At 36.1% G+C, this 18,688-nt stretch carries 15 protein-coding genes, 1 pseudogene and 1 other annotated feature; of the genes and pseudogenes, 6 read left to right on the forward strand and 10 right to left on the reverse strand.

The annotated features are described in order from the left end of the window. Positions 1 to 206: 206 nt before the first annotated feature. Complete coding sequence (locus tag ACQKOF_RS20520) at positions 207 to 824, reverse strand: GNAT family N-acetyltransferase (RefSeq protein WP_427561094.1); 618 nt, start codon at positions 822 to 824, stop codon at positions 207 to 209. Between the two features lie 94 nt (positions 825 to 918). Here ACQKOF_RS20520 and ACQKOF_RS20525 point away from each other — a divergent pair, with 94 nt between their 5' ends. Beyond that, a complete protein-coding gene (locus tag ACQKOF_RS20525; RefSeq protein ID WP_427561097.1) occupies positions 919 to 2,295 on the forward strand; it encodes a PLP-dependent aminotransferase family protein in 1,377 nt (458 codons plus the stop codon). A gap of 240 nt (positions 2,296 to 2,535) precedes the next feature. Here the strand turns inward: ACQKOF_RS20525 and ACQKOF_RS20530 are convergent, their stop codons facing one another. The 3 genes and pseudogenes from ACQKOF_RS20530 to ACQKOF_RS20540 form a co-directional block, all read right to left on the reverse strand. After that, a complete protein-coding gene (locus ACQKOF_RS20530) occupies positions 2,536 to 3,573 on the reverse strand; it encodes a hypothetical protein (RefSeq protein ID WP_427561100.1) in 1,038 nt (345 codons plus the stop codon). A gap of 18 nt (positions 3,574 to 3,591) precedes the next feature. Continuing rightward, positions 3,592 to 5,049 (reverse strand): MBOAT family O-acyltransferase, encoded by a 1,458-nt coding sequence (locus ACQKOF_RS20535; RefSeq protein WP_427561103.1) that lies wholly within the window; start codon positions 5,047 to 5,049, stop codon positions 3,592 to 3,594. A 674-nt stretch (positions 5,050 to 5,723) separates the two neighbouring features. Next, positions 5,724 to 6,693 (reverse strand): annotated as a pseudogene (locus tag ACQKOF_RS20540) (quinone oxidoreductase family protein). Positions 6,694 to 6,756: 63 nt separating this feature from the next. Between ACQKOF_RS20540 and ACQKOF_RS20545 the strand changes: the two are divergent. The 3 genes from ACQKOF_RS20545 (at position 6,757) to ACQKOF_RS20555 (ending at position 9,057) form a co-directional block, all read left to right on the forward strand. Then, positions 6,757 to 7,200, forward strand: a complete 444-nt coding sequence (locus tag ACQKOF_RS20545) for a hypothetical protein (RefSeq protein ID WP_427561106.1) — start codon at positions 6,757 to 6,759, stop codon at positions 7,198 to 7,200. Next, the gene (locus ACQKOF_RS20550) at positions 7,176 to 7,373 is read left to right on the forward strand and encodes a hypothetical protein (RefSeq protein WP_427561108.1); all 198 of its coding nucleotides are present in this window, start codon (positions 7,176 to 7,178) and stop codon (positions 7,371 to 7,373) included. Before ACQKOF_RS20545 ends, ACQKOF_RS20550 begins: the two co-directional genes overlap by 25 nt. A 110-nt stretch (positions 7,374 to 7,483) precedes the next feature. Further along, positions 7,484 to 7,748, forward strand: a binding site (T-box leader). A gap of 67 nt (positions 7,749 to 7,815) precedes the next feature. After that, positions 7,816 to 9,057, forward strand: a complete 1,242-nt coding sequence (locus ACQKOF_RS20555) for an MFS transporter (protein WP_427561111.1) — start codon at positions 7,816 to 7,818, stop codon at positions 9,055 to 9,057. A gap of 165 nt (positions 9,058 to 9,222) precedes the next feature. Here the strand turns inward: ACQKOF_RS20555 and ACQKOF_RS20560 are convergent, their stop codons facing one another. The 4 genes from ACQKOF_RS20560 to ACQKOF_RS20575 form a co-directional block, all read right to left on the reverse strand. Further along, positions 9,223 to 10,176 (reverse strand): methyl-accepting chemotaxis protein, encoded by a 954-nt coding sequence (locus ACQKOF_RS20560; RefSeq protein WP_427561114.1) that lies wholly within the window; start codon positions 10,174 to 10,176, stop codon positions 9,223 to 9,225. Between the two features lie 214 nt (positions 10,177 to 10,390). Continuing rightward, on the reverse strand, positions 10,391 to 11,575 hold the full coding sequence (locus tag ACQKOF_RS20565) for an NAD(P)/FAD-dependent oxidoreductase (RefSeq protein ID WP_427561117.1): 1,185 nt from the start codon (positions 11,573 to 11,575) through the stop codon (positions 10,391 to 10,393). A gap of 50 nt (positions 11,576 to 11,625) precedes the next feature. Then, entirely contained in the window at positions 11,626 to 12,054 is a 429-nt protein-coding gene (locus ACQKOF_RS20570) for a DUF1641 domain-containing protein (RefSeq protein ID WP_079563022.1), read from the reverse strand. Positions 12,055 to 12,536: 482 nt separating this feature from the next. Further along, positions 12,537 to 13,154: a TetR/AcrR family transcriptional regulator gene (locus ACQKOF_RS20575; protein WP_427561120.1), complete on the reverse strand. Its 618-nt coding sequence runs from the start codon at positions 13,152 to 13,154 to the stop codon at positions 12,537 to 12,539. Between the two features lie 124 nt (positions 13,155 to 13,278). On the opposite strand from ACQKOF_RS20575, the gene ACQKOF_RS20580 reads away from it, so the two are divergent. After that, the gene (locus ACQKOF_RS20580) at positions 13,279 to 15,465 is read left to right on the forward strand and encodes an MMPL family transporter (RefSeq protein WP_427561122.1); all 2,187 of its coding nucleotides are present in this window, start codon (positions 13,279 to 13,281) and stop codon (positions 15,463 to 15,465) included. 204 nt (positions 15,466 to 15,669) lie between these two features. Here ACQKOF_RS20580 and ACQKOF_RS20585 read toward each other — a convergent pair whose 3' ends face one another. Then, positions 15,670 to 17,184 (reverse strand): DHA2 family efflux MFS transporter permease subunit, encoded by a 1,515-nt coding sequence (locus ACQKOF_RS20585; protein ID WP_427561124.1) that lies wholly within the window; start codon positions 17,182 to 17,184, stop codon positions 15,670 to 15,672. A 157-nt stretch (positions 17,185 to 17,341) separates the two neighbouring features. On the opposite strand from ACQKOF_RS20585, the gene ACQKOF_RS20590 reads away from it, so the two are divergent. Next, the gene (locus tag ACQKOF_RS20590; protein WP_370047108.1) at positions 17,342 to 18,247 is read left to right on the forward strand and encodes a TetR/AcrR family transcriptional regulator; all 906 of its coding nucleotides are present in this window, start codon (positions 17,342 to 17,344) and stop codon (positions 18,245 to 18,247) included. 330 nt (positions 18,248 to 18,577) lie between these two features. On the opposite strand, the gene cydS is transcribed toward ACQKOF_RS20590, so the two are convergent. Then, on the reverse strand, positions 18,578 to 18,676 hold the full coding sequence (gene cydS / locus ACQKOF_RS20595; protein ID WP_427561127.1) for a cytochrome bd oxidase small subunit CydS: 99 nt from the start codon (positions 18,674 to 18,676) through the stop codon (positions 18,578 to 18,580). Positions 18,677 to 18,688: the final 12 nt, after the last annotated feature.

Genomic DNA, 18,688 nt, shown 5'->3' on the forward strand with positions numbered 1-18,688 from the left:
ATATCAACAACCGACCAAGAAAATGTCTTGGTTGGAAAACTGCAAACGAGGCTTTTAATGAGCAATTGTTGCACTTAATTTGACAAATCATCATAAAAAAAGAATGGTCGACTAATAACCATTCTTTTTTTGTATAATAATGGATCATGACCATAGCTTGTGGCTGATTTTCAATCCGACTGAGCTTTCCTGAGGGCGTCCAATTTTCAGTGATAAATTATAGTATTTTCTCCATTATCATTTAAAAACTCAACTAGCAACTGCTGTAAATGGTTTTTCACTTGTGGCCATTCTTGCAAAGTAATACTGTACATCACAGTATGGCGGGTTGTGCCATCCTTACGCACCATATGATTACGTAAGACCCCCTCCTTTGTTGCACCTATACGTTCGATTGCCTTTTGGGAACGCACATTTTCATGATCTGTTTTAATTTGTACACGCTGTAGATTTAATACCTCAAAGCAATATTGTAATAATAAATATTTACAATTCGTATTAATGGACGTACGCCAAAAAGCAGGTGTAATCCATGTAGTACCTATTTCAAGCCGTTGATGCGTTTCATCAATATCCATAAACCGAGTCGAACCGATGATTTGTCCAGACTTTTTATCCACAATGACAAATGGGAACTCAGTTTTTTCACGTTTTGTTAGTAATGCCTTGTCCACAAAGTTATTCACATCGTCCATCTTCTCAATTGTTGTGGACATATGTGGCCAAATCTCTGGATAACTACCTGCCTCTAATATCCCTTGCATATCCTCTTGTTGTAATGGCTTAAGTAATACGACCTCATTTTCTAACGCTATAAAATTCATTTTGCTTCACTCCTTTTTTAATATTTAACGCATTTTTGATATGATAGATAGAACCAATTTTCAAAAAACACACCGTACCAGGAGGTGCAATGTTTTGGAGTTATCAATCTCATTTACTGGAGATGCATCGAAATACGTGCAAATTTACGAACAAATAAAACAAGCAATTTTAAGAAAAAAACTACTGGCCCATGAGCAATTACCTTCTAAACGAACACTTGCTAAAACGCTTTATGTTAGTATCCATACGATTAAGGAGGCTTATGAGCAATTACTAGCTGAAGGCTATATCTATAGTAAGGAGCGCTCTGGTTATTTTATAGCACCCTTTGAATTTGAATGGGGACAGCAGCAAAAGCAGCATATATCCACAGCTATAACACCAACTACATATACTATAAAATTTGATTTTAATAACGGACATGTGGATAAGGAGGCTTTTCCTTTTTCTATCTGGCATAAACTGTTGAAAAAACACTTCAATGTGGATAATTTAACGACAAGTCCTTGGCAAGGAGAAGCTATATTGCGGACAGAAATCGCACGCTATGTAGAACGATCAAGAGGAGTTACTTGTGAAGCATCACAGGTATTTGTTTATAGTGGTACACAAAATCAACTTCAAGCTCTATGTCACTTTTTTGGCCCCAAAGCACACGTTGGCTTAGAGGAACCTGGCTTTAAAAGAGTACGTGCAACATTGCAACAATGTGGATTAACAACTCATGCTATTCCTGTTGATAACTCCGGTGTTACCATACCGAAAAATTCAATCCACATGTTATACACAACACCCGCACACCAGTTTCCGCTTGGTATGGTCATGCCTGTTGAACGGCGTGTAGCACTTCTGCAATGGGCTACTTCTGAGAAGGCATATATTATTGAGGATGACTATGACTCAGAATTTCGTTATAAGGGGCAACCTATCCCCTCTTTAGCGAAGATGGATCAGCTGCAACGTGTTATTTATTTCGGAACCTTTTCTAAAACGCTTATCCCATCGCTGCGCATAAGTTACATGATTTTGCCTAAATCGTTAGTCGAAGAATTTATGCTATTTAATCAGGAACAAAAATCTGTTGTCTCTAAAATAGATCAGCTTGTGTTAGCCGATTTTATTGCTCAAGGTTTTTTCGATATGCATTTAGCTAAAATGCGTACTATTTATCGTAAAAAGCAACAGACATTACTAGCAGCTATTAACACCCATTTTTCTAATGAATTCGAAGTAATTGGTGAAAAATCTGGGCTACACATCGTTTTGAAGTTACCAAAAAGGCTTTCTGAACAGGATGCAATTAGGCTTGCACATGAGGTAGGAATCAAAGTCTACCCATGTTCAACCTCCTATCAGCAAGGCACTGACTATGCTATGGTCCTTATGGGCTACGGTGGGCTAACCCTTGAGCAAATCCAAGAAGGCATCGCGTTACTTGCAACAGTTTGGTCATCATCCATGCCAGAATAATTTCAAGTTAAAAACCTTTTATAGATCAAAAAAGATGACTCCGACAGTACGTATCAGAGTCATCTTTTCATCATTTAATCAATATTAACCCCGCATTAACGGGCAGTAATTTATCTGTACCGAAAGCGAATCGACAGGTACAAGACTCTCAATTCAACACGAGATTAACTGCCCGTAAATGCCCGATTGGTGAAAACTAATAATCAGTGGGGATAAAGAAAATCCCCACTGATTAAAGTTTCACTTTATATCTACCACTACATTTTTAAGGTACTCATCAAGATTCCCTTTATCTACAGTTTGCATAATAGTTGATCGTTCTTCCCTGTTCTCTAAAGATTTAATGATTAAATTCCCAACGTTTGGATAATAATGCAACCAATCAAAAAAGTTGTTTTCATTTGTCGTTACTTCATTCACACCATGGAAGCTATAAACAGTTCCAAACACATCTACCATATCGTTCATCCATCTACTATAAGCCTCGTAACGATTATCGTTATGCAAAATTGTTTGAAGCCGTTTTGCAGGCATTAACTCTGTAAAGACTACTAGTTCTGAATTTGGGAATGCATCTTTTATAGCTTGAAGCCTTTTTCGATAGTCGGTATCGTACAGAAAAGGCTTGGCTGTCTCTGCTTTAAAGTTATTCTTAAATTTTTGCCATTTCTGCTCAATATCATCATTTGGGTACGTCGTTTGGGCAATATTATTACGCGTGTAACTACGAGCACCGTCGTAATGATTTGCTTTTGAAATATCATAATTAAAAAGAGCATAATGCATCGTGCTTGCCGAAAATAAGGACTTTATTGCATAAAACGGTGTCTCCGACGTCTCAAAATATGTTTGTGGAGGATTCAATGTACTAGGTTTGCCAGCATTCGTTGAATCAAAATATAACTCAATAAAAATTCTCTTAAACGGCTTACCATTGTTCTTTTCAGCATATTGCATGTAAGGCAAATATTCTTTTATATGCAGCCCGCTTAATGAATAGTTATAAACATTTTCTTTTTTAAAGGCCCTCTCATCAAGATACGTAATCCTGCTCGTTCCTATTAACAAACTATCATAGTTAAAATCATGGCTATTCATATAATTTGTTTTTAATTGTCTTTCATCAAAGCCAAGCTGATAGTCGTTAGAGTCATTCGAATGTGTGTAATTCCAAAGAGGGTCAATATAATAATTGAAACCCATAATTCCGAAAACAGGTAATCCTATTACTATGAAAGATGTGGCAAACAATTTTACTAACCATTTTTTCGGCTCCAAGTTAATTCACACCTTTATTTAGAAATTAAAATATAAGAATATACTATTTTTTTGCATATAGTAAATCGATACTAGCACTAGTGCAATCATAAATTGAGTATAAATGATTGCTCCCCAATTAAATATCATCTTATCCATTAATTGAATAGAATTTAAGGCCGTAAAGGCAATAACAAGTGTGATTAAGAGTCCAACAACAATCACTATTGGATCACTTAATGTTAGTCCCAAAATATTAAATGCCTCCGCTTGAGCAAAATTAGTAAGCGGCTCCGTAAAGAAATTATTTATAGATGTCATGTTTGGCGTAAACATTTTGGCTATAATAGTATTCGCTTGCTCAAGACTTGTTGCACGGAAATATATCCAAGCGATATTAACAAATTGGAAAGTAATAAACCACGAAAGTATATACGGAAGCTTAATACCTGTTTTACTAAAAAGTCTCACAACAACAGACGCAAAGCCATGTAGAAGTCCCCACAAAATGAAATTCCACCCAGCTCCATGCCAAAATCCACTGATGAAGAAAATAATTAATATATTTAAATAGGTTCTAAAAGCCCCTTTACGACTACCACCTAACGGAAAATAAACATATGTAGTTAAAAATCTGTTCAACGTCATATGCCATTTTTTCCAAAACTCCTGAATATTACGTGCTTTATAAGGAGAGTAGAAATTTACTGGCAGTTTAATATTAAATAATAATGCCAAACCGATCGCCATATCAGAATATCCACTAAAATCATAATAAAGTTGCACTGTATATGATAATGAGGTAATCCAAGCTTCTATAAAGCTTAAGTTACTATAATTAGCAAAGCCTTCATTCGCCCATATACCAACCGTATCAGCAATAACAATCTTCTTGACTAAACCAATTGCAAAAATAAATAAGCCTCGTGCAACATTTTCATGAATAATTTTACGATTTTCCTTAGTATCATACTGCGGAAGCATTTCATCATGCTGAACAATGGGTCCTGCAATTAGCTGCGGGAAAAACAAAATGAACAGCGCATAATGACTAAATTTATAATGAGCTGTTCCATCACGATAACTATCAACAATAAAAGCAATCTGTTGGAATGTAATAAAACTAAGTCCTAATGGTAGCAATAAGTGCAACAGTGCAAAATTTGTACCAAATAAACTATTTACATTATCAATAAAGAAATCTGTATATTTATAGTAACAAAGAATTAAAATATTGAAGATTACGCCAATAATCATATAAGTTTTTCTCGACCGACTATTGGTACTACTAATCACCCGACTCAAAGCAAAGTTCACAACTATTGAGATCGTGATAATTGTTAAATAAGTTAACTTAAAATAGCCATAAAAAAACAAAGAGCTCAGTACCAACCAATAAATCGCATATTGCTGGTTCCTGAAACGATTTAATAAAAAATAGATAATAAATGTTACTGGTAAAAATAGAAAAATAAATTCAAAGGAATTAAAAAGCATTGCACCACTCCCCTAATAGCCATTCCTTTATATTCAATACAAAATAATAGACTCCTCACCACAATTTGAGGTTGATTTCCGTTCCGACCAGGCGTGACAAATGAGCCGCCTCGTTTGACGCTGATCAAAAGGAGTCGCCCAGCCTCTACCCCAATCAACCTAAAAACTTGGCATACGTTTAACAACTGTTGGTGAAGTGTCTATCATATTTACTATTTTAGTATTATATTTACAACAATTTCAAATTAGCCATATAACACTTTAACATTGGCACACTAGTAAAATCTAAATGAAATAAATACCATCATTAAGTTCAGTATGTATGTAAAGAGACCAAATATAATATTATAATAAAAAGTAAAACTAACACAAATAACAATATCAAAATAAGGTAAAGAAAGACAAAAATCCATATAATAATACCTCATTTTAACAAATATTTAAAGGAAATTCCTATTTGTTGTCGAAAAATGAAAGGAGGTTTTAGTTAGGATTAATGAGGTGATCCTTTGAAAAAAATAATAGGATTTTTACTAGTTTTATCTACTTTGTTTTTTGCTTTTAATTCTATTGATGGGTGGACTCGATTCTACAATACCCTTTTCGATCTACAGGCACTAAAATAAAAGCAACCTCTGTATAGCGTGTTGATCACTATACAGAGGTTGTTCATTTTATATTTTAATTAAAATCTTCCCTTGATGCTTGCGACTTTCCATCAAATCATGCGCTTTCTGCATGTCTTCTAAGGCAAAGATCTTAGCAATTGGTACTTGGAAGCTTTCATCCTTCAATATTGCAAACATCTCCTGTGCAATTTGTTGTAGCATTTCAGGCTTGGAAGTTCGAGTCGTTCCTAGGCTAAAGCCTTTCACATTGCGGCAGCTACTATGTAAATCAGATGTTTTTATATTTCCGGCTTTGCCACCGCTATTTCCAAATTGCACCAATGTACCATGCGGAGCTAAACAGTTAAAGCTCTCTTCCGTAATATTTCCTGCAATGGAGTCAAAAATAATGTTAACACCATGACTATCCGTATATTCATTGACTTGCGCACTAAAATTTTCGTATGTCAGTACATGATGTGCACCTAGTTCAAGGGCAATTGGCGCTTTCTTCATATCACCAACCGTGCCAATAATCTTCTTGGCGCCTAGCTTTTTCGCCATTTGAATAAGCATTGTCCCTGCACCACCAGATGCAGCATGAATTAATACGCTATCATTTTTACTAATTGGCGCAATTTGATGTGTCAAAAGATAGGATAGAAACAAAACTGTTGGCACCGCGGCTGCCTTTTCCAAAGAGACATCATTCGGAATTTTAAAGACGAGCCGCTCTTTCGCCACCACATATTCTGCATAGACTCCATTTTTTAGGGAATGCAAGAACGACATCTCCAGCTTTAAAAGCACTACTTTCATCAAAAACCTCTTCAACTACACCAGCTACATCTAAACCGAGTATCATCGGGAAATTTGCTTTTGCTTTATTACCTGTTCTGTTTTTAATATCAGCAAAATTCACACTCGTATACGCCGTACGTATTAATATTTCCCCTGCTGAAATAGTGGGCTTTGGACATTCCACGTACTTTAAAACATCAGAACTACCAAACTCATTAATGATCACAGCCTTCATAAATTTCTCCCTCCTTGTTATAGTAAGATTATAAAATAAAAAAGAAATTAATGGAGGTATTCCATGAAAATCAAACCGAGAAAAGAACAATACAACGATGTTACATACAATTACTTTGATATAGAACGTGACAAGGTGTGCTTTATGTTCTCTGGCACAGGCTATACATATGAAAGACCACTTCTTTATTATTCCACTGAGCTGATGCTAGAGCTTGGCTATGATGTAGTACAAGTATGCTATGGATTTAATTCGCAGCCATTTGAACAGGGGCCAGAAGCTATTTCAGCAATGGTTTATAATGCCGCAAATCCTATTGTGGAATATATTTTAAATACAAAATCTTATACAGAAGCTGTTTACATAGGAAAATCACTCGGAACATTGCCTATCACAGATTTTTATATGCAGCAGGCTTCATCTATTCCTTCTCGTTTTGTGCTTTTAACACCCCTGCTGTCACTTGATCATGTTATGAAAATTTGCTTGGTAAGCAGGCATTTCTAGCAATCGGTACAGCTGACCCTCACTACTCTAAAGAAAGTTTAGAACAACTTTCTTCACATGAACTTGCTATTGTAGAAAATGCTGACCATTCTCTTGAAATAGCAAATCGTACAGTTGAGTCCATCATCATTTGTCAGTCACTATTAAAGAAGCTTAAAGCTTATCTTCAATAAAAATATCGGAACATTTTCAGGATTTATCGGTATAATTCCTGAATTTATCGGAATGCTTTCAAAATTTACAGGAACACTTTACCAAAATTATAAACATGTGCTACACTATCGAAAATACATTGAAGAGAAGAGTAAATAAGGCTGTTCTTCCCAGAGAGCTCGGGTTGCTGAAAACGAGTAAGAACGAATTATTGAAACAAGCCTCGGAGTAGCGCATTGGATTTCTGTTTGAATGATGGTGCGACGGGAACTCCCGTTACAGAGAAACAGTATAAGCATAAGTATTTATGCCGTACTGAAAAGGCTATTATGGTGACATAATAGCGAACTAGGGTGGCACCACGTGAGTATAAATTCCACAATCTCGTCCCTAAGACAAATCGTCTTGGGGGTGGGATTTTTTTGTTTTAGTTACTTGTCATAACTACAAGGAGGAATTTATATGAGCATGATTAAATTATTAGAAGCGTGGCGTTATCCGGCTATATTATTGTTTAGTATTGGTGTTTCCAGCGTTGGAAGCTGGATATATTTTATAGCTTTAAATCTTATTGTCTTTAACCTTACAGGGTCAGCTATAGCTGTGTCCGGATTGTATATCGTTAGAGCGTCATCTACACTTTTTGCTAATTTTTGGTCAGGTAGTTTGATAGATCGTTTAAATAAAAAATATCTCATGATTGTTCTCAATCTTTTTGAATCTTTACTAATTGTCATACTACCTTTCTTCTCTACGTTGACTTGGATATATTTCATGGTCTTTGTGATCACAATGGCTAGTTCTATGTATCATCCTACTTCCATGACTTACATTACGAAATTAATACCAATTGAACAAAGAAAACGTTTTAACGCTCTTCGTAGCTTACTTGATTCTGGCGCATTCATAACCGGTCCAGCCATTGCAGGACTGCTGTTTACGATTGGAACGCCTACTATGGCAATTTACTTGAATGCCATTGCTTTATTTTTATCAGCCTGTATTACATTAGGTATGCCTAATGTTGAAGCCAATCAACAGCTGACTAGTAAAGCAGATGTGAAAATTTCCTACAAGGTATTATTCAATGATTGGAAGCTTGTTATAAGGTTTAGCCTTAAAAATCCTTATATTATGATAATCTATTTTTTATTTAGTGCGATGCTTGTCATGATGACAGCAACGGATTCTTTAGAGGTTGCCTTCGCTACTCAAGTACTTTCATTATCCGAAGGTGAATACGGTGTGTTAGTGAGCATAGCAGGTGCTGGTGTATTAGTTGGTTCTTTAATGAATACAGCAATCGTTGGAAAAATACCAACTGCTTGGCTTATAGGTTTGGGATCACTAATAACAGCTTTAGGCTATTTAATTTCTACATCCTCTTATACATTTCTTATAGCTTCTTTAGGATTTTTTATTATATCCTTTGCAACAGCCTTTGCCAATACGGGCTTCTATACTTTTTATCAAAACAATATTCCTGTCGACAGCATGGGGAGAATAGGAAGTATTTACGGCTTTGTAGAAGCCTTGTTCATTATTATCATAACTGCCATCTTTGGCGTTGTAGCCGAAATTATATCTATTCGATATGTTGTTGTATCTGCAGCCATCATCATGTTTGTAGTAGCAACTATACTGCTAATTTTTAATGTTCAACCTTCAAAGGCCAGATTTTATTCAAATATTTCTAAGCTTTAGAGACTAGAGAATAAAGTGCGAATAAAATCCTTCTTCGCCGTGAATTTGAAACGTGAATCATCACACTTAAAATAGTAAAGGAAAATAAAAAAAGACAACTTCTTGTATGCGCAAGAGGTTGTCTTTTTCGAAGTTTAAACCGTATGTTTTAGCGTCCGTCTACCATTAGGAAGTAGTTGGAAAGCATTTTACTTTATCTACTGCTTCCAATAATTTTTGTGTTACAACTTCCGATTCATCTATATGATCTGTTAGTACTTTATTTGTCTCGTCAAATAAAATCGTAGTAGTATTAAATTTATTCATAACATCTTCATTGGAAATTTTTTGATTTTTGATATAATCAAGTAGTTCATTCACCTCACCTTGAACATTTGTAATCATTAGCAATAATGCATTTATTTGTTCAGAGGTTTCGGTACTCTTTTTTATGCCTTCTGTAACTAACTGCATATTGTTCTTATTATCTTCATAGGCTTCTGAAATTTGCTCTTCTATTTTTTTCGTAAGGTTGGCTATATCCTCTGTGCTAGTTTTTGTATTTTCTGCTAGTTTTCTTACTTCCTCGGCAACAACCGAAAATCCTTTTCCATGCTCGCCCGCTCTAGCTGCTTCTATTGACGCATTTAACGCAAGTAAATTGGTTTGATTGGAGATATCACTAATCACTTTTACAATTTCTGCAATTTGTTTAGAGCGATCACTTAATTGGTTCATGCTCGATGAAGTTTTTTGGGATTGCTCACCTAGAGAATCGATTAAATACTCCACTTCTTGAACAGCTTGTTTACTTTCAATTGAAAGTGTCACCATCTCATCTGATGAAGTAATTAGAGAATTACCTTTTTCGAGTGCATTTTCGGATATAGCGTTAGAGTGAATTGTGCTATCTTCTACTTTATTAAATTCATCTAGAATTTTGGTAACCATTTTCCCTAAAACTATATGTTGATTATTGACTATATCATGTTGTTCAATAGTCGAAATAAGTTCTTTATGTAAGTCATTTAAAAATATTTGGAATTCATGATCCTTTTTATCAAGCTTTGCATTAAGCTCATCTATTTTTATCTTAAATTGCTCTATATCCTCTTTTTTTGATTGAAACATTGTTAGCATAACTTATCACCTCTAGATAAATTTTCTTATATAACATGTACTAATTTTACTTGTTTTATAACGATTAATAAAGCAAATAACAAATTTATCCGGTTTTATTTCACGAGAAATAGCTACTTTCTTCCCAATTCAACAGAAATTTTTCAAATATAAAACCACTCTCACAGCTGACATTATGTCCATTGCAAGAGTGGTTTAATTAGGAAAATATAAATTAATACGCTAAGCCGAATAGCGCTTTAATGTGTGTAAGATAGCGAATGTTAGACGCTTCTTTCATAAGTGTTGCAGGAAGACCTTTAAGTTCTGTGTTGCTAGCACCGATAGTCGCAACAGCGTCTTTACGGCCTAAGCTTGCAAGTGTACCAGAGTTAATTGCTGAGAATGATTTCATCTCTTGGTTTTTGTATTGTGCGAATAAGTTGTAACCAGCGCACTCACCCATTTGCCATGCAACTTGAGCAGTTGGTGCGTATAGCGGACGTCCGCCATCAGCTGGTAATGCAACAGATGCGTCACCAATTACGAAGACATCATTGTGAGATGTAGATTGTAAGAACTCGTTAATCGTAGCTTTACCGCGGTCTGCTGCAAGACCAGACTCGCCTACGATTGGAAGTGGAGCTACCCCACCTGTCCAAATAAGCGTATTAGCAACGATTGGTTCGCGATCTTTAAGAGAGATGACATTACCATCAACGCCTGTTACAGGAGTACCTGTAATGAATTCAACGCCACGTTTTGTTAAGCTTTCAGTAGCACGTTGGATAAGTACATCTGGAAGTACTGGTAAGATTTTTGGACCAGCTTCAACAAGTTTGATTTTAAGATCAGCAAAGTTAACACCGTGTTTTGCTGCGATTTTCGGGAAGTTGTCCACGATTTCACCAACAAGCTCTACACCTGTTAAACCGCCACCACCGATAACGATTGTTGCATCTGCTTCGTCTTTTGTTTGTGCATATGCTTTAATACGGTCTTCGATGTGTTTGTTAATTTTGTTTGCTTCGTTTACTGATTTAAGTACCATAGAGTTTTCTTCTAATCCAGGGATACCGAAGAATCCAGTTTGGCTACCTAAAGATACTACTAAAGTATCGTAATTTAAAGTATAACCAGTATCTAGGTCAACTTTTTTATTGTCTACATTGAATTTTGTAACTTTAGCGATTTGTAAATCGATATCTAAACCTTTAAAGATTTTTTTAAGTGGTAAAGCAACAGCACCTTCAGCAATAGTACCACCAGCTAAACGGTGAAGTTCAGTGATGATTTGGTGTGTTGGGAATTGGTTTACTACAGTAATTTTAGCTTCATCAGCTGATAGATACTTACGTGCTGTTAATGCAGTTAGAACGCCAGCGTAACCAGCACCTAAGATGACGATTTCTTTTGACATGATTAATTAATCCTCCGTCCTTACGAATTGAATGTATCTCGAGTCGAGTCTTATTTAGCTTTACGTTCAGCGCTTACTTGTAAGAAAGCATTAACAAAACGGAAAACACCTTGAACTTGTGGGTCCTTTAACATTTTCATAAGACCAAATAAACCAATTACTTCTTGGCTTTCAGAAGCACGGTCTTTCGCTTCAATTGCAGTAGCTGCAAGGTTTTTAGCTGATCCTACTACTGGGCCAGCCATTTCTGTTACCGCACCAACAGTATCATTTTTTAGCACTTCGTCAGTTGCAACAGCTTGAGCAAACTCATAAGATTTTGTTAATAGCGTCATCATTTCAGTTAACTTTGGTAATTGTTCAACTAAAGTTGTAAGTGATTCCTGAACCTCAGGCTTTAATAATTGATCTAGCACATCCAATTGTTCTTGACTTACAGTTAATTGTTCAGACTGTGTTTGGTTATTCGTTTCTGACATTTTGAACTCTCCTTTGCCATCACTATTACTATTTTAATTTTATTGCTTCCATGTAAAAAAGACCATTAAGGCACTTCTTAACAGTCGTTACAGCGCGTATATCTTACAAATCACCAGTCTCAAGATCTTGATAGCAATTCGTATAATTTGTTATTACAATGTTAACTTTATTTTGCAAAAAGTGCATCATAATTCCATCCTTATCTTGTCTTGGTGACATTACAAACTCCATTATAAGACTGTTTGCACATTATTTCAATGAGCTAAATCACAATTTCGACAATCTTTTCAAAATTCATTGATTTTGACAACTATACATCGTTTTTAAGTTTGCCTTTTGTCCCTACTGTTAAAAAATACAATATTTTCGGTCCCGAATTATTAAAATGTCACTATAAAATATTTGATTTTCAATAGTATTTGGTTTATTTAAACTTCCCCTAAATCGTTCATGTAATACATCTTACATATAATGAAAGAAATCATTTTTCAACAGATTTCCAGAAAAAGTCTATAATTTCTTTCGCGGCCATAGCTTCTGATTGAAATAACCTTTTCCCTTCTCCATCTTTAAAGTATCCTACTGACATTAATGCTATAAACGTATGTGCAAAAAAAGGAGCATTTCCCTTCCGAATTGTGCCTTGCTCCATCTCTCGCTGCATCGCCCGCTCTATCGTTTTATACATATTATTTTCTGCTGCCTGCACTTCTTTTAATTGAGATTTCGATAAATTAATTGTCGCCTCTCTCATAAAATTTTTCATATCAATATCTACAGTTGCTGATAAATGAATTTCAATAAGCTGCTCCAACCGTTCTTTAAATGCTATTGACTGCCCTAAAATCTGCATAATGGACAGTCTGATTCGATCCATCATTGCCAGCAACGCTGATGTATATAAATCCCCTTTAGTTGGGTAATAGTAATAAATAGTCGCCTTTGTAACATTACAAGCTTTTGCTACATCATCCATCGAAATATTTTTATAGCCTTCTTTTATAAAAAGCTTTATTGCCGTTTCAAGGACAATATCTTTTTTGGGTTTCGCATTTTCATTATGGCGAGGTCTCCCAAGAATACGCGGTGACTGCTTCAACAAGTTCGCCCCCTTATAAAGAATTATTTTTAGACATAGTATAGCATATAAATTTTTCACAATTGATTAATTAACCTTCTGGTATATATAATTAAAATTACTTACATGAAACGGAGGTCCTATCATGAAAAAACATCCACTTGATCAATGGGGTTCAATGGTAGCAAGTAAAAAGGGGCGCTTATTAGCCCTTACTTTTTGGGTTTTACTTGTGATTGTACTCTCTTTTGCCTGGCCACAGATTAATAGTATCAAGAGTGAATCTGGTAAAAATTTACTCAAGAGCGAAATGTCTCAGCAAGCAGCCGCTATTATTGCAGAACAATTTCCGAATGAAGCAGGCACACCATTATTACTCGTTTGGCATCGAGAAAGTGGGTTAACTACCGATGATTTCGTAGCCATCCAAAAGGTTTACGGAGAGCTTAAAGATAAACCTTTAGAAAACCAAACTCTTATTCCACCTTATGATAAAATGCCGCCACAAGCCTTCGTAGCATCTGCTTCTGAAAACGGCACGACTATCGTAACGCCTGTTTTCTTTGAAAAAGGTGTAGCTACGGATGCATTGCGGGAGAGTTTAAAAACATTAACAAAAACAATGGATACGTATAATGTCCAACTAGATAAAAAATTAGCTGGTGACGATCTTCATGTGCGTTATTCCGGACCAGTTGGTATCGCTACGGATGCTGTCAGTTTATTCTCTCAGGCTGATGTAAAATTATTAATTGCAACAGTGCTCCTTGTTTTAGTATTACTAATTATTATTTATCGTTCACCATTATTAGCTATTATTCCACTAATCGTTGTTGTTCTTGCCTATGGTGTCATAAGTCCAACGCTCGGCTTCTTGGCCAATCATGGATGGATAGATAAGGATTCGCAGGCCGTATCTATTATGACTGTATTACTCTTTGGTGCAGGTACAGACTATTGTTTATTTTTAATATCAAAGTACCGAGAGATATTATTTGATATTGAGGATAAGACTACTGCCATGAAGCTTGCTATAAAGGAATCTGGCGGTGCAATTATGATGAGTGCCTTAACGGTTGTCATCGGTCTAGCTACTCTTAGTCTTGCCCATTATGGTGCATTCCAACGCTTTGCAGTTCCATTTAGCTTTGGCGTACTCGTGATGGGAATTGCAGCACTTGTTGTTCTTCCAGCAATTCTTGTCATGATAGGTCGCGTTGCCTTCTTCCCATTCATACCTCGAACAGAAGAAATGGCTCATAAGAAGGGTAAAAAACAGCACAAACCAACGCATAAAATCAGCCATAAAATTGGGCGCTTCGTGACGCATAAACCATGGATTGTCATTGTTGGAACTTTACTGTTACTAGGTGGATTAGCAGCATTCGTACCACGTATTCAGTATACTTTTGACTTATTATCGTCATTCCCTGAGGATATGCCATCACGTGAAGGCTTTACTTTAATAGAAGAAAATTTCTCACCTGGAGAACTAGCACCTGTACATCTTGTCCTTGACACAGAGGGAACAGATATTAATTTGCAGCAGCCATTAACGGAAATCTCTTATATCGATAGTGTTGCAGAGGTCCAAATCGGAAAGAAAAATAATGACATTCAAATGTACGAACTTTCTTTAAATGCAAATCCTTATGCTAAGGAATCGTTAACTCATATTCCAGAGCTCAAGGCAGAGGTTGCAAAAATACTTGAAGCTGAAGGTGTAAAAAATGCAGAAAATCATATATGGATTGGTGGCGAGACAGCCAGTCAATATGATATACAACAAATAACTGTACGTGATGAAACCGTTATTATGCCAACAATGATTGCTTTAATTGCTTTACTATTATTTATTTATCTGCGTTCAATAACAGCGACTGTTTATTTATTAGCAACGGTTATTATTTCTTATTTCGGGGCACTTGGTGCAGGATGGCTTATTTTACACCACGTAATGGGAGCAGAGGCAATTTCAGGAGCAATCCCACTATATGCGTTTGTATTTTTAGTAGCACTCGGGGAAGATTATAATATCTTTATGATTTCGGAAATTTGGAAGAAACGTAGAACAGAAGATCATTTAACAGCGGTTGAGGAAGGTGTCGTACGAACAGGAAGTGTTATTACATCTGCTGGTCTTATTTTAGCTGGAACATTTGCTGTCCTAGCTACTTTACCTATTCAAGTACTTGTTCAGTTCGGTGTCGTTACGGCAATTGGCGTGTTGCTTGATACGTTCATTGTACGTCCATTGCTCGTACCTGCCATTACTACTGTTCTCGGTAGATATGCGTTTTGGCCAGGAGCATTATTTAAAAAGGATGCTTAAAATTACTGCACGGATATTAGCGCAAAAGATTTGGATGATTTTATCCACCCTTTTGCTTTTGCTAATGTCCGTGCTTTTTTGAGTGCCTATACATCGAATATTGCATCTACGTATTGCTATGTGAAGCATCAAAAAACTCCCCTTTGATAAACAGAATTATATTTTTTCATCCGTCTACCTATAGGGGAGCATATCAGCTCATTATTATTTAATTGGTTTTTTTAAATCCATAGAAGCCGCTGTACTTTCAATTTTTACACGTTTTAGGAAGAAGGCAAGCACTAGCGCAAGGACTGTAACACAAGCTGCTATTAAGAATGAGTGTGTAATACCATCTAATAAAGCAGTTTGCGTAATGTGATCCTGCATTTGTTGCATTTGCTCAGGTGTCATCGCAACACCTGATTGCGCTGCATTGGCTTTTGCTTCTGCAATTAAATCTTCGGCTGTTGCTTTTGTACGGTTATTCATGAACGTTACCATCACGGCACTACCAATTGCCCCTGCCACTTGCTGTACAGTATTATTAATAGCTGTACCATGCGGGTTCATCGTTTGTGGTAATTGGTTTAAACCGTTTGTCATAATCGGCATCATAACCATTGACAAACCAAACATACGAATTGTGTACAAGGACACAATAAATGTATAGCTTGAATCTATTTCTAACTTTGTTAAACCGAATGTCGCAATTGTTGTAATCGTTAAACCGATAATCGCTAGTATACGCGGTCCAAATTTATCAAAAAGCTTCCCAGTAATCGGCGACATAATCCCCATTACAACTGCTCCAGGAAGCATCATTAAGCCCGCTTTAAATGGATCAATTCCACGAATCGATTGTACATAAGCAGGAGTTAAAATCATCCCAGAGAACATAGCCATTGACACGATAACCGAGATAGCTGACCCTAACGCAAACATTGGGTATTTATAAATACGTAATTCTAGTAAAGGCTGATCCATACGTAGTTGTTTAAATATGAAGATGATTAAAGCAAGAAGACCAGCTGAAATTGTGCCATATACCCAAGGACTTGACCAACCCTTATCCCCTGCAGTACTGAAACCATATAGAATACCACCGAATGCAACTGTTGATAATAGTACTGAAAGGAAATCTAAATGAACTTGACGTGTCTCCATCACGTTTTCTAATTTCCAAATGCCAAACAATAAACTAATTACAGCAAACGGAATAATCATTTGGAATAGCATACGCCAATCATGATGCTCAACAATATATCCTGATAATGTTGGACCGATCGCTGGTGCTGTAATCATGACTAAACCAAAGATCCCCATTGCCGCCCCACGTTTTTCTTTCGGGAAGCTAATTAACATTACATTCATTAAAAGTGGTGACATACTTGAAGCACCCGCTGCTTGCACCATACGACCTGCCAGTAACATACCGAAGTTAGGTGCAAAGCCAGCCATAATTGTACCGATTGTAAAGACTGACATCGCTGCAATAAATAGATGTCTATTTTTAAAGCGTGTTACAAAGAATGCTGAAGCAGGTACTAAAATACCACTTACAAGCATATAACCTGTTGCTAACCATTGTACCTTTGAATACGTTATACCAAAATCTTTCATGATTGTTGGTAATGCAACATTTAACAATGTGTTATTTAGAAAAGCAACAAAAGCACCCACAAATAAAATACCAATCATACCATAGGGTGGCTTTTGTAGTGTTTGACCACTATTCATTTATATCCCTCAATTCTTTCTTGTTTTTTTCGATAAAACTTATTTTATACTCGCAGTCTACTTTTTTCAACAATTAAGATTATAAATTTTAAAAACATTGATATATAGGCGTTTTCGATATAGAATAAGAGTATAATATTTTAAAAAAGGTGAGGTTATGAACAAAAGAAAAAGACAAATTATTACTGCTGCTCGTGCCCTATTTATTGAAAAGGGATTCGTGGATACATCGATTAACGACATCATTAGTGAAGCCAAAATCTCAAAAGGCACATTTTATAATCATTTATCTTCTAAAAATGAATGCTTAATCGCCATATTAGATGAAGGGCGCGAGGAGGCAAGTAATCGCCGACACGAGCTTCTTTTCGGCAAAGATCCTACTGATTTAGAAGTATTAACACAGCAAGTTGCAGTACTCATGTATGTCAATCGAGAACATAATTTAATTCAAATTTTTGAATCGGTTTTCCATTCTCGTGATAATGAACTGAAAAAAATTATTTTAAACTATCATTTACAAGAACTGGAGTGGCTTGCTAACCGACTTGTACAAGTCTTTGGAGAAGAAATTAGCCCAATTAGCTATGAATGTGCTGTGCAGACACTTGGTATGATTAACCTCACATTGCGTGCAGTCTTAATCGCTGACTATAAATATATAAATCGCGAAGCCATTGTACGTGTAGCATTACGCAATATTAGCGTAATTATACCCGTTATGCTTGAATCAAAAGAGATCCTCATTAGTACGGAAATGATCAACACGATACAAAACGTCGTGAACTATAGACCAGTTAATAAGGAAATAGTCATCGAGCAATTAACAGGCTTTAAAAAAGGGTTATCTAAGAATGAAACAGTGGAAGGGTTAGAGTACGTAGAATTCTTATTAGAGGAACTACAGCGCGAGAAACCAAAACTCTTTATCATTGAATCACTTCTTACGCCTTTCCGTAAAGCATTCGTTGGGACCGAACACGCAGAAGAGGCACGTGACATCGCTAATAGCTTGTGGCGCTATGTAAAAATTGAACGACCATCAGAGCGCTGCATCAAGTAAATTAACCACATAAACAAAAGGAGCTATATAGAAAGTCAAACACTCACGACTTTCCATATAGCCCCTTTTTTCAGGTTTTTATCCTATTAAATTAATTTATTATGCGCATTTGATAAACCTATAAGTTGATTGGAGTGGAGGCTGGGCGACTCCTTGGGGATACAAAGGCTAATACCATCACATCCTGTGATAACGCCTTCGTGACCAACATCCTGTTGGCCCGGGACCCTGCAGCGAAGCGGATGTTTTCTGTGCGAAAGCAAAGCGTCAGCGACAAAACGTCCAGTCGGAACGGAAATCAACCACACATTACAGTGATGTATGCATTTATTACTTAATTTGACGATCTTTCGGCCCTATCCAAAAGCCAATCACAATGCTAATAGCTACTACAAGAAAAGGTGCATACAAAATAATAAATTGATTCATTATAGTTCCCCC

Source organism: Lysinibacillus sp. NPDC093190, from assembly GCF_050280425.1.
Classification (GTDB): Bacteria; Bacillota; Bacilli; order Bacillales_A; family Planococcaceae; genus Lysinibacillus.

Bases quoted from the DNA above. Each gene is read 5' to 3' on its own strand.
- ACQKOF_RS20520 (WP_427561094.1), bottom strand. From the start codon at position 824: ATGAATTTTATAGCGTTAGAAAATGAGGTCGTATTACTTAAGCCATTA.
- ACQKOF_RS20535 (WP_427561103.1), bottom strand. From the start codon at position 5,049: ATGCTTTTTAATTCCTTTGAATTTATTTTTCTATTTTTACCAGTAACA.
- ACQKOF_RS20545 (WP_427561106.1), top strand. From the start codon at position 6,757: ATGAAAATCAAACCGAGAAAAGAACAATACAACGATGTTACATACAAT.
- ACQKOF_RS20555 (WP_427561111.1), top strand. From the start codon at position 7,816: ATGAGCATGATTAAATTATTAGAAGCGTGGCGTTATCCGGCTATATTA.
- ACQKOF_RS20560 (WP_427561114.1), bottom strand. From the start codon at position 10,176: ATGCTAACAATGTTTCAATCAAAAAAAGAGGATATAGAGCAATTTAAG.
- ACQKOF_RS20565 (WP_427561117.1), bottom strand. From the start codon at position 11,575: ATGTCAAAAGAAATCGTCATCTTAGGTGCTGGTTACGCTGGCGTTCTA.
- ACQKOF_RS20570 (WP_079563022.1), bottom strand. From the start codon at position 12,054: ATGTCAGAAACGAATAACCAAACACAGTCTGAACAATTAACTGTAAGT.
- ACQKOF_RS20580 (WP_427561122.1), top strand. From the start codon at position 13,279: ATGAAAAAACATCCACTTGATCAATGGGGTTCAATGGTAGCAAGTAAA.
- ACQKOF_RS20585 (WP_427561124.1), bottom strand. From the start codon at position 17,184: ATGAATAGTGGTCAAACACTACAAAAGCCACCCTATGGTATGATTGGT.
- ACQKOF_RS20590 (WP_370047108.1), top strand. From the start codon at position 17,342: ATGAACAAAAGAAAAAGACAAATTATTACTGCTGCTCGTGCCCTATTT.
- cydS (WP_427561127.1), bottom strand. From the start codon at position 18,676: ATGAATCAATTTATTATTTTGTATGCACCTTTTCTTGTAGTAGCTATT.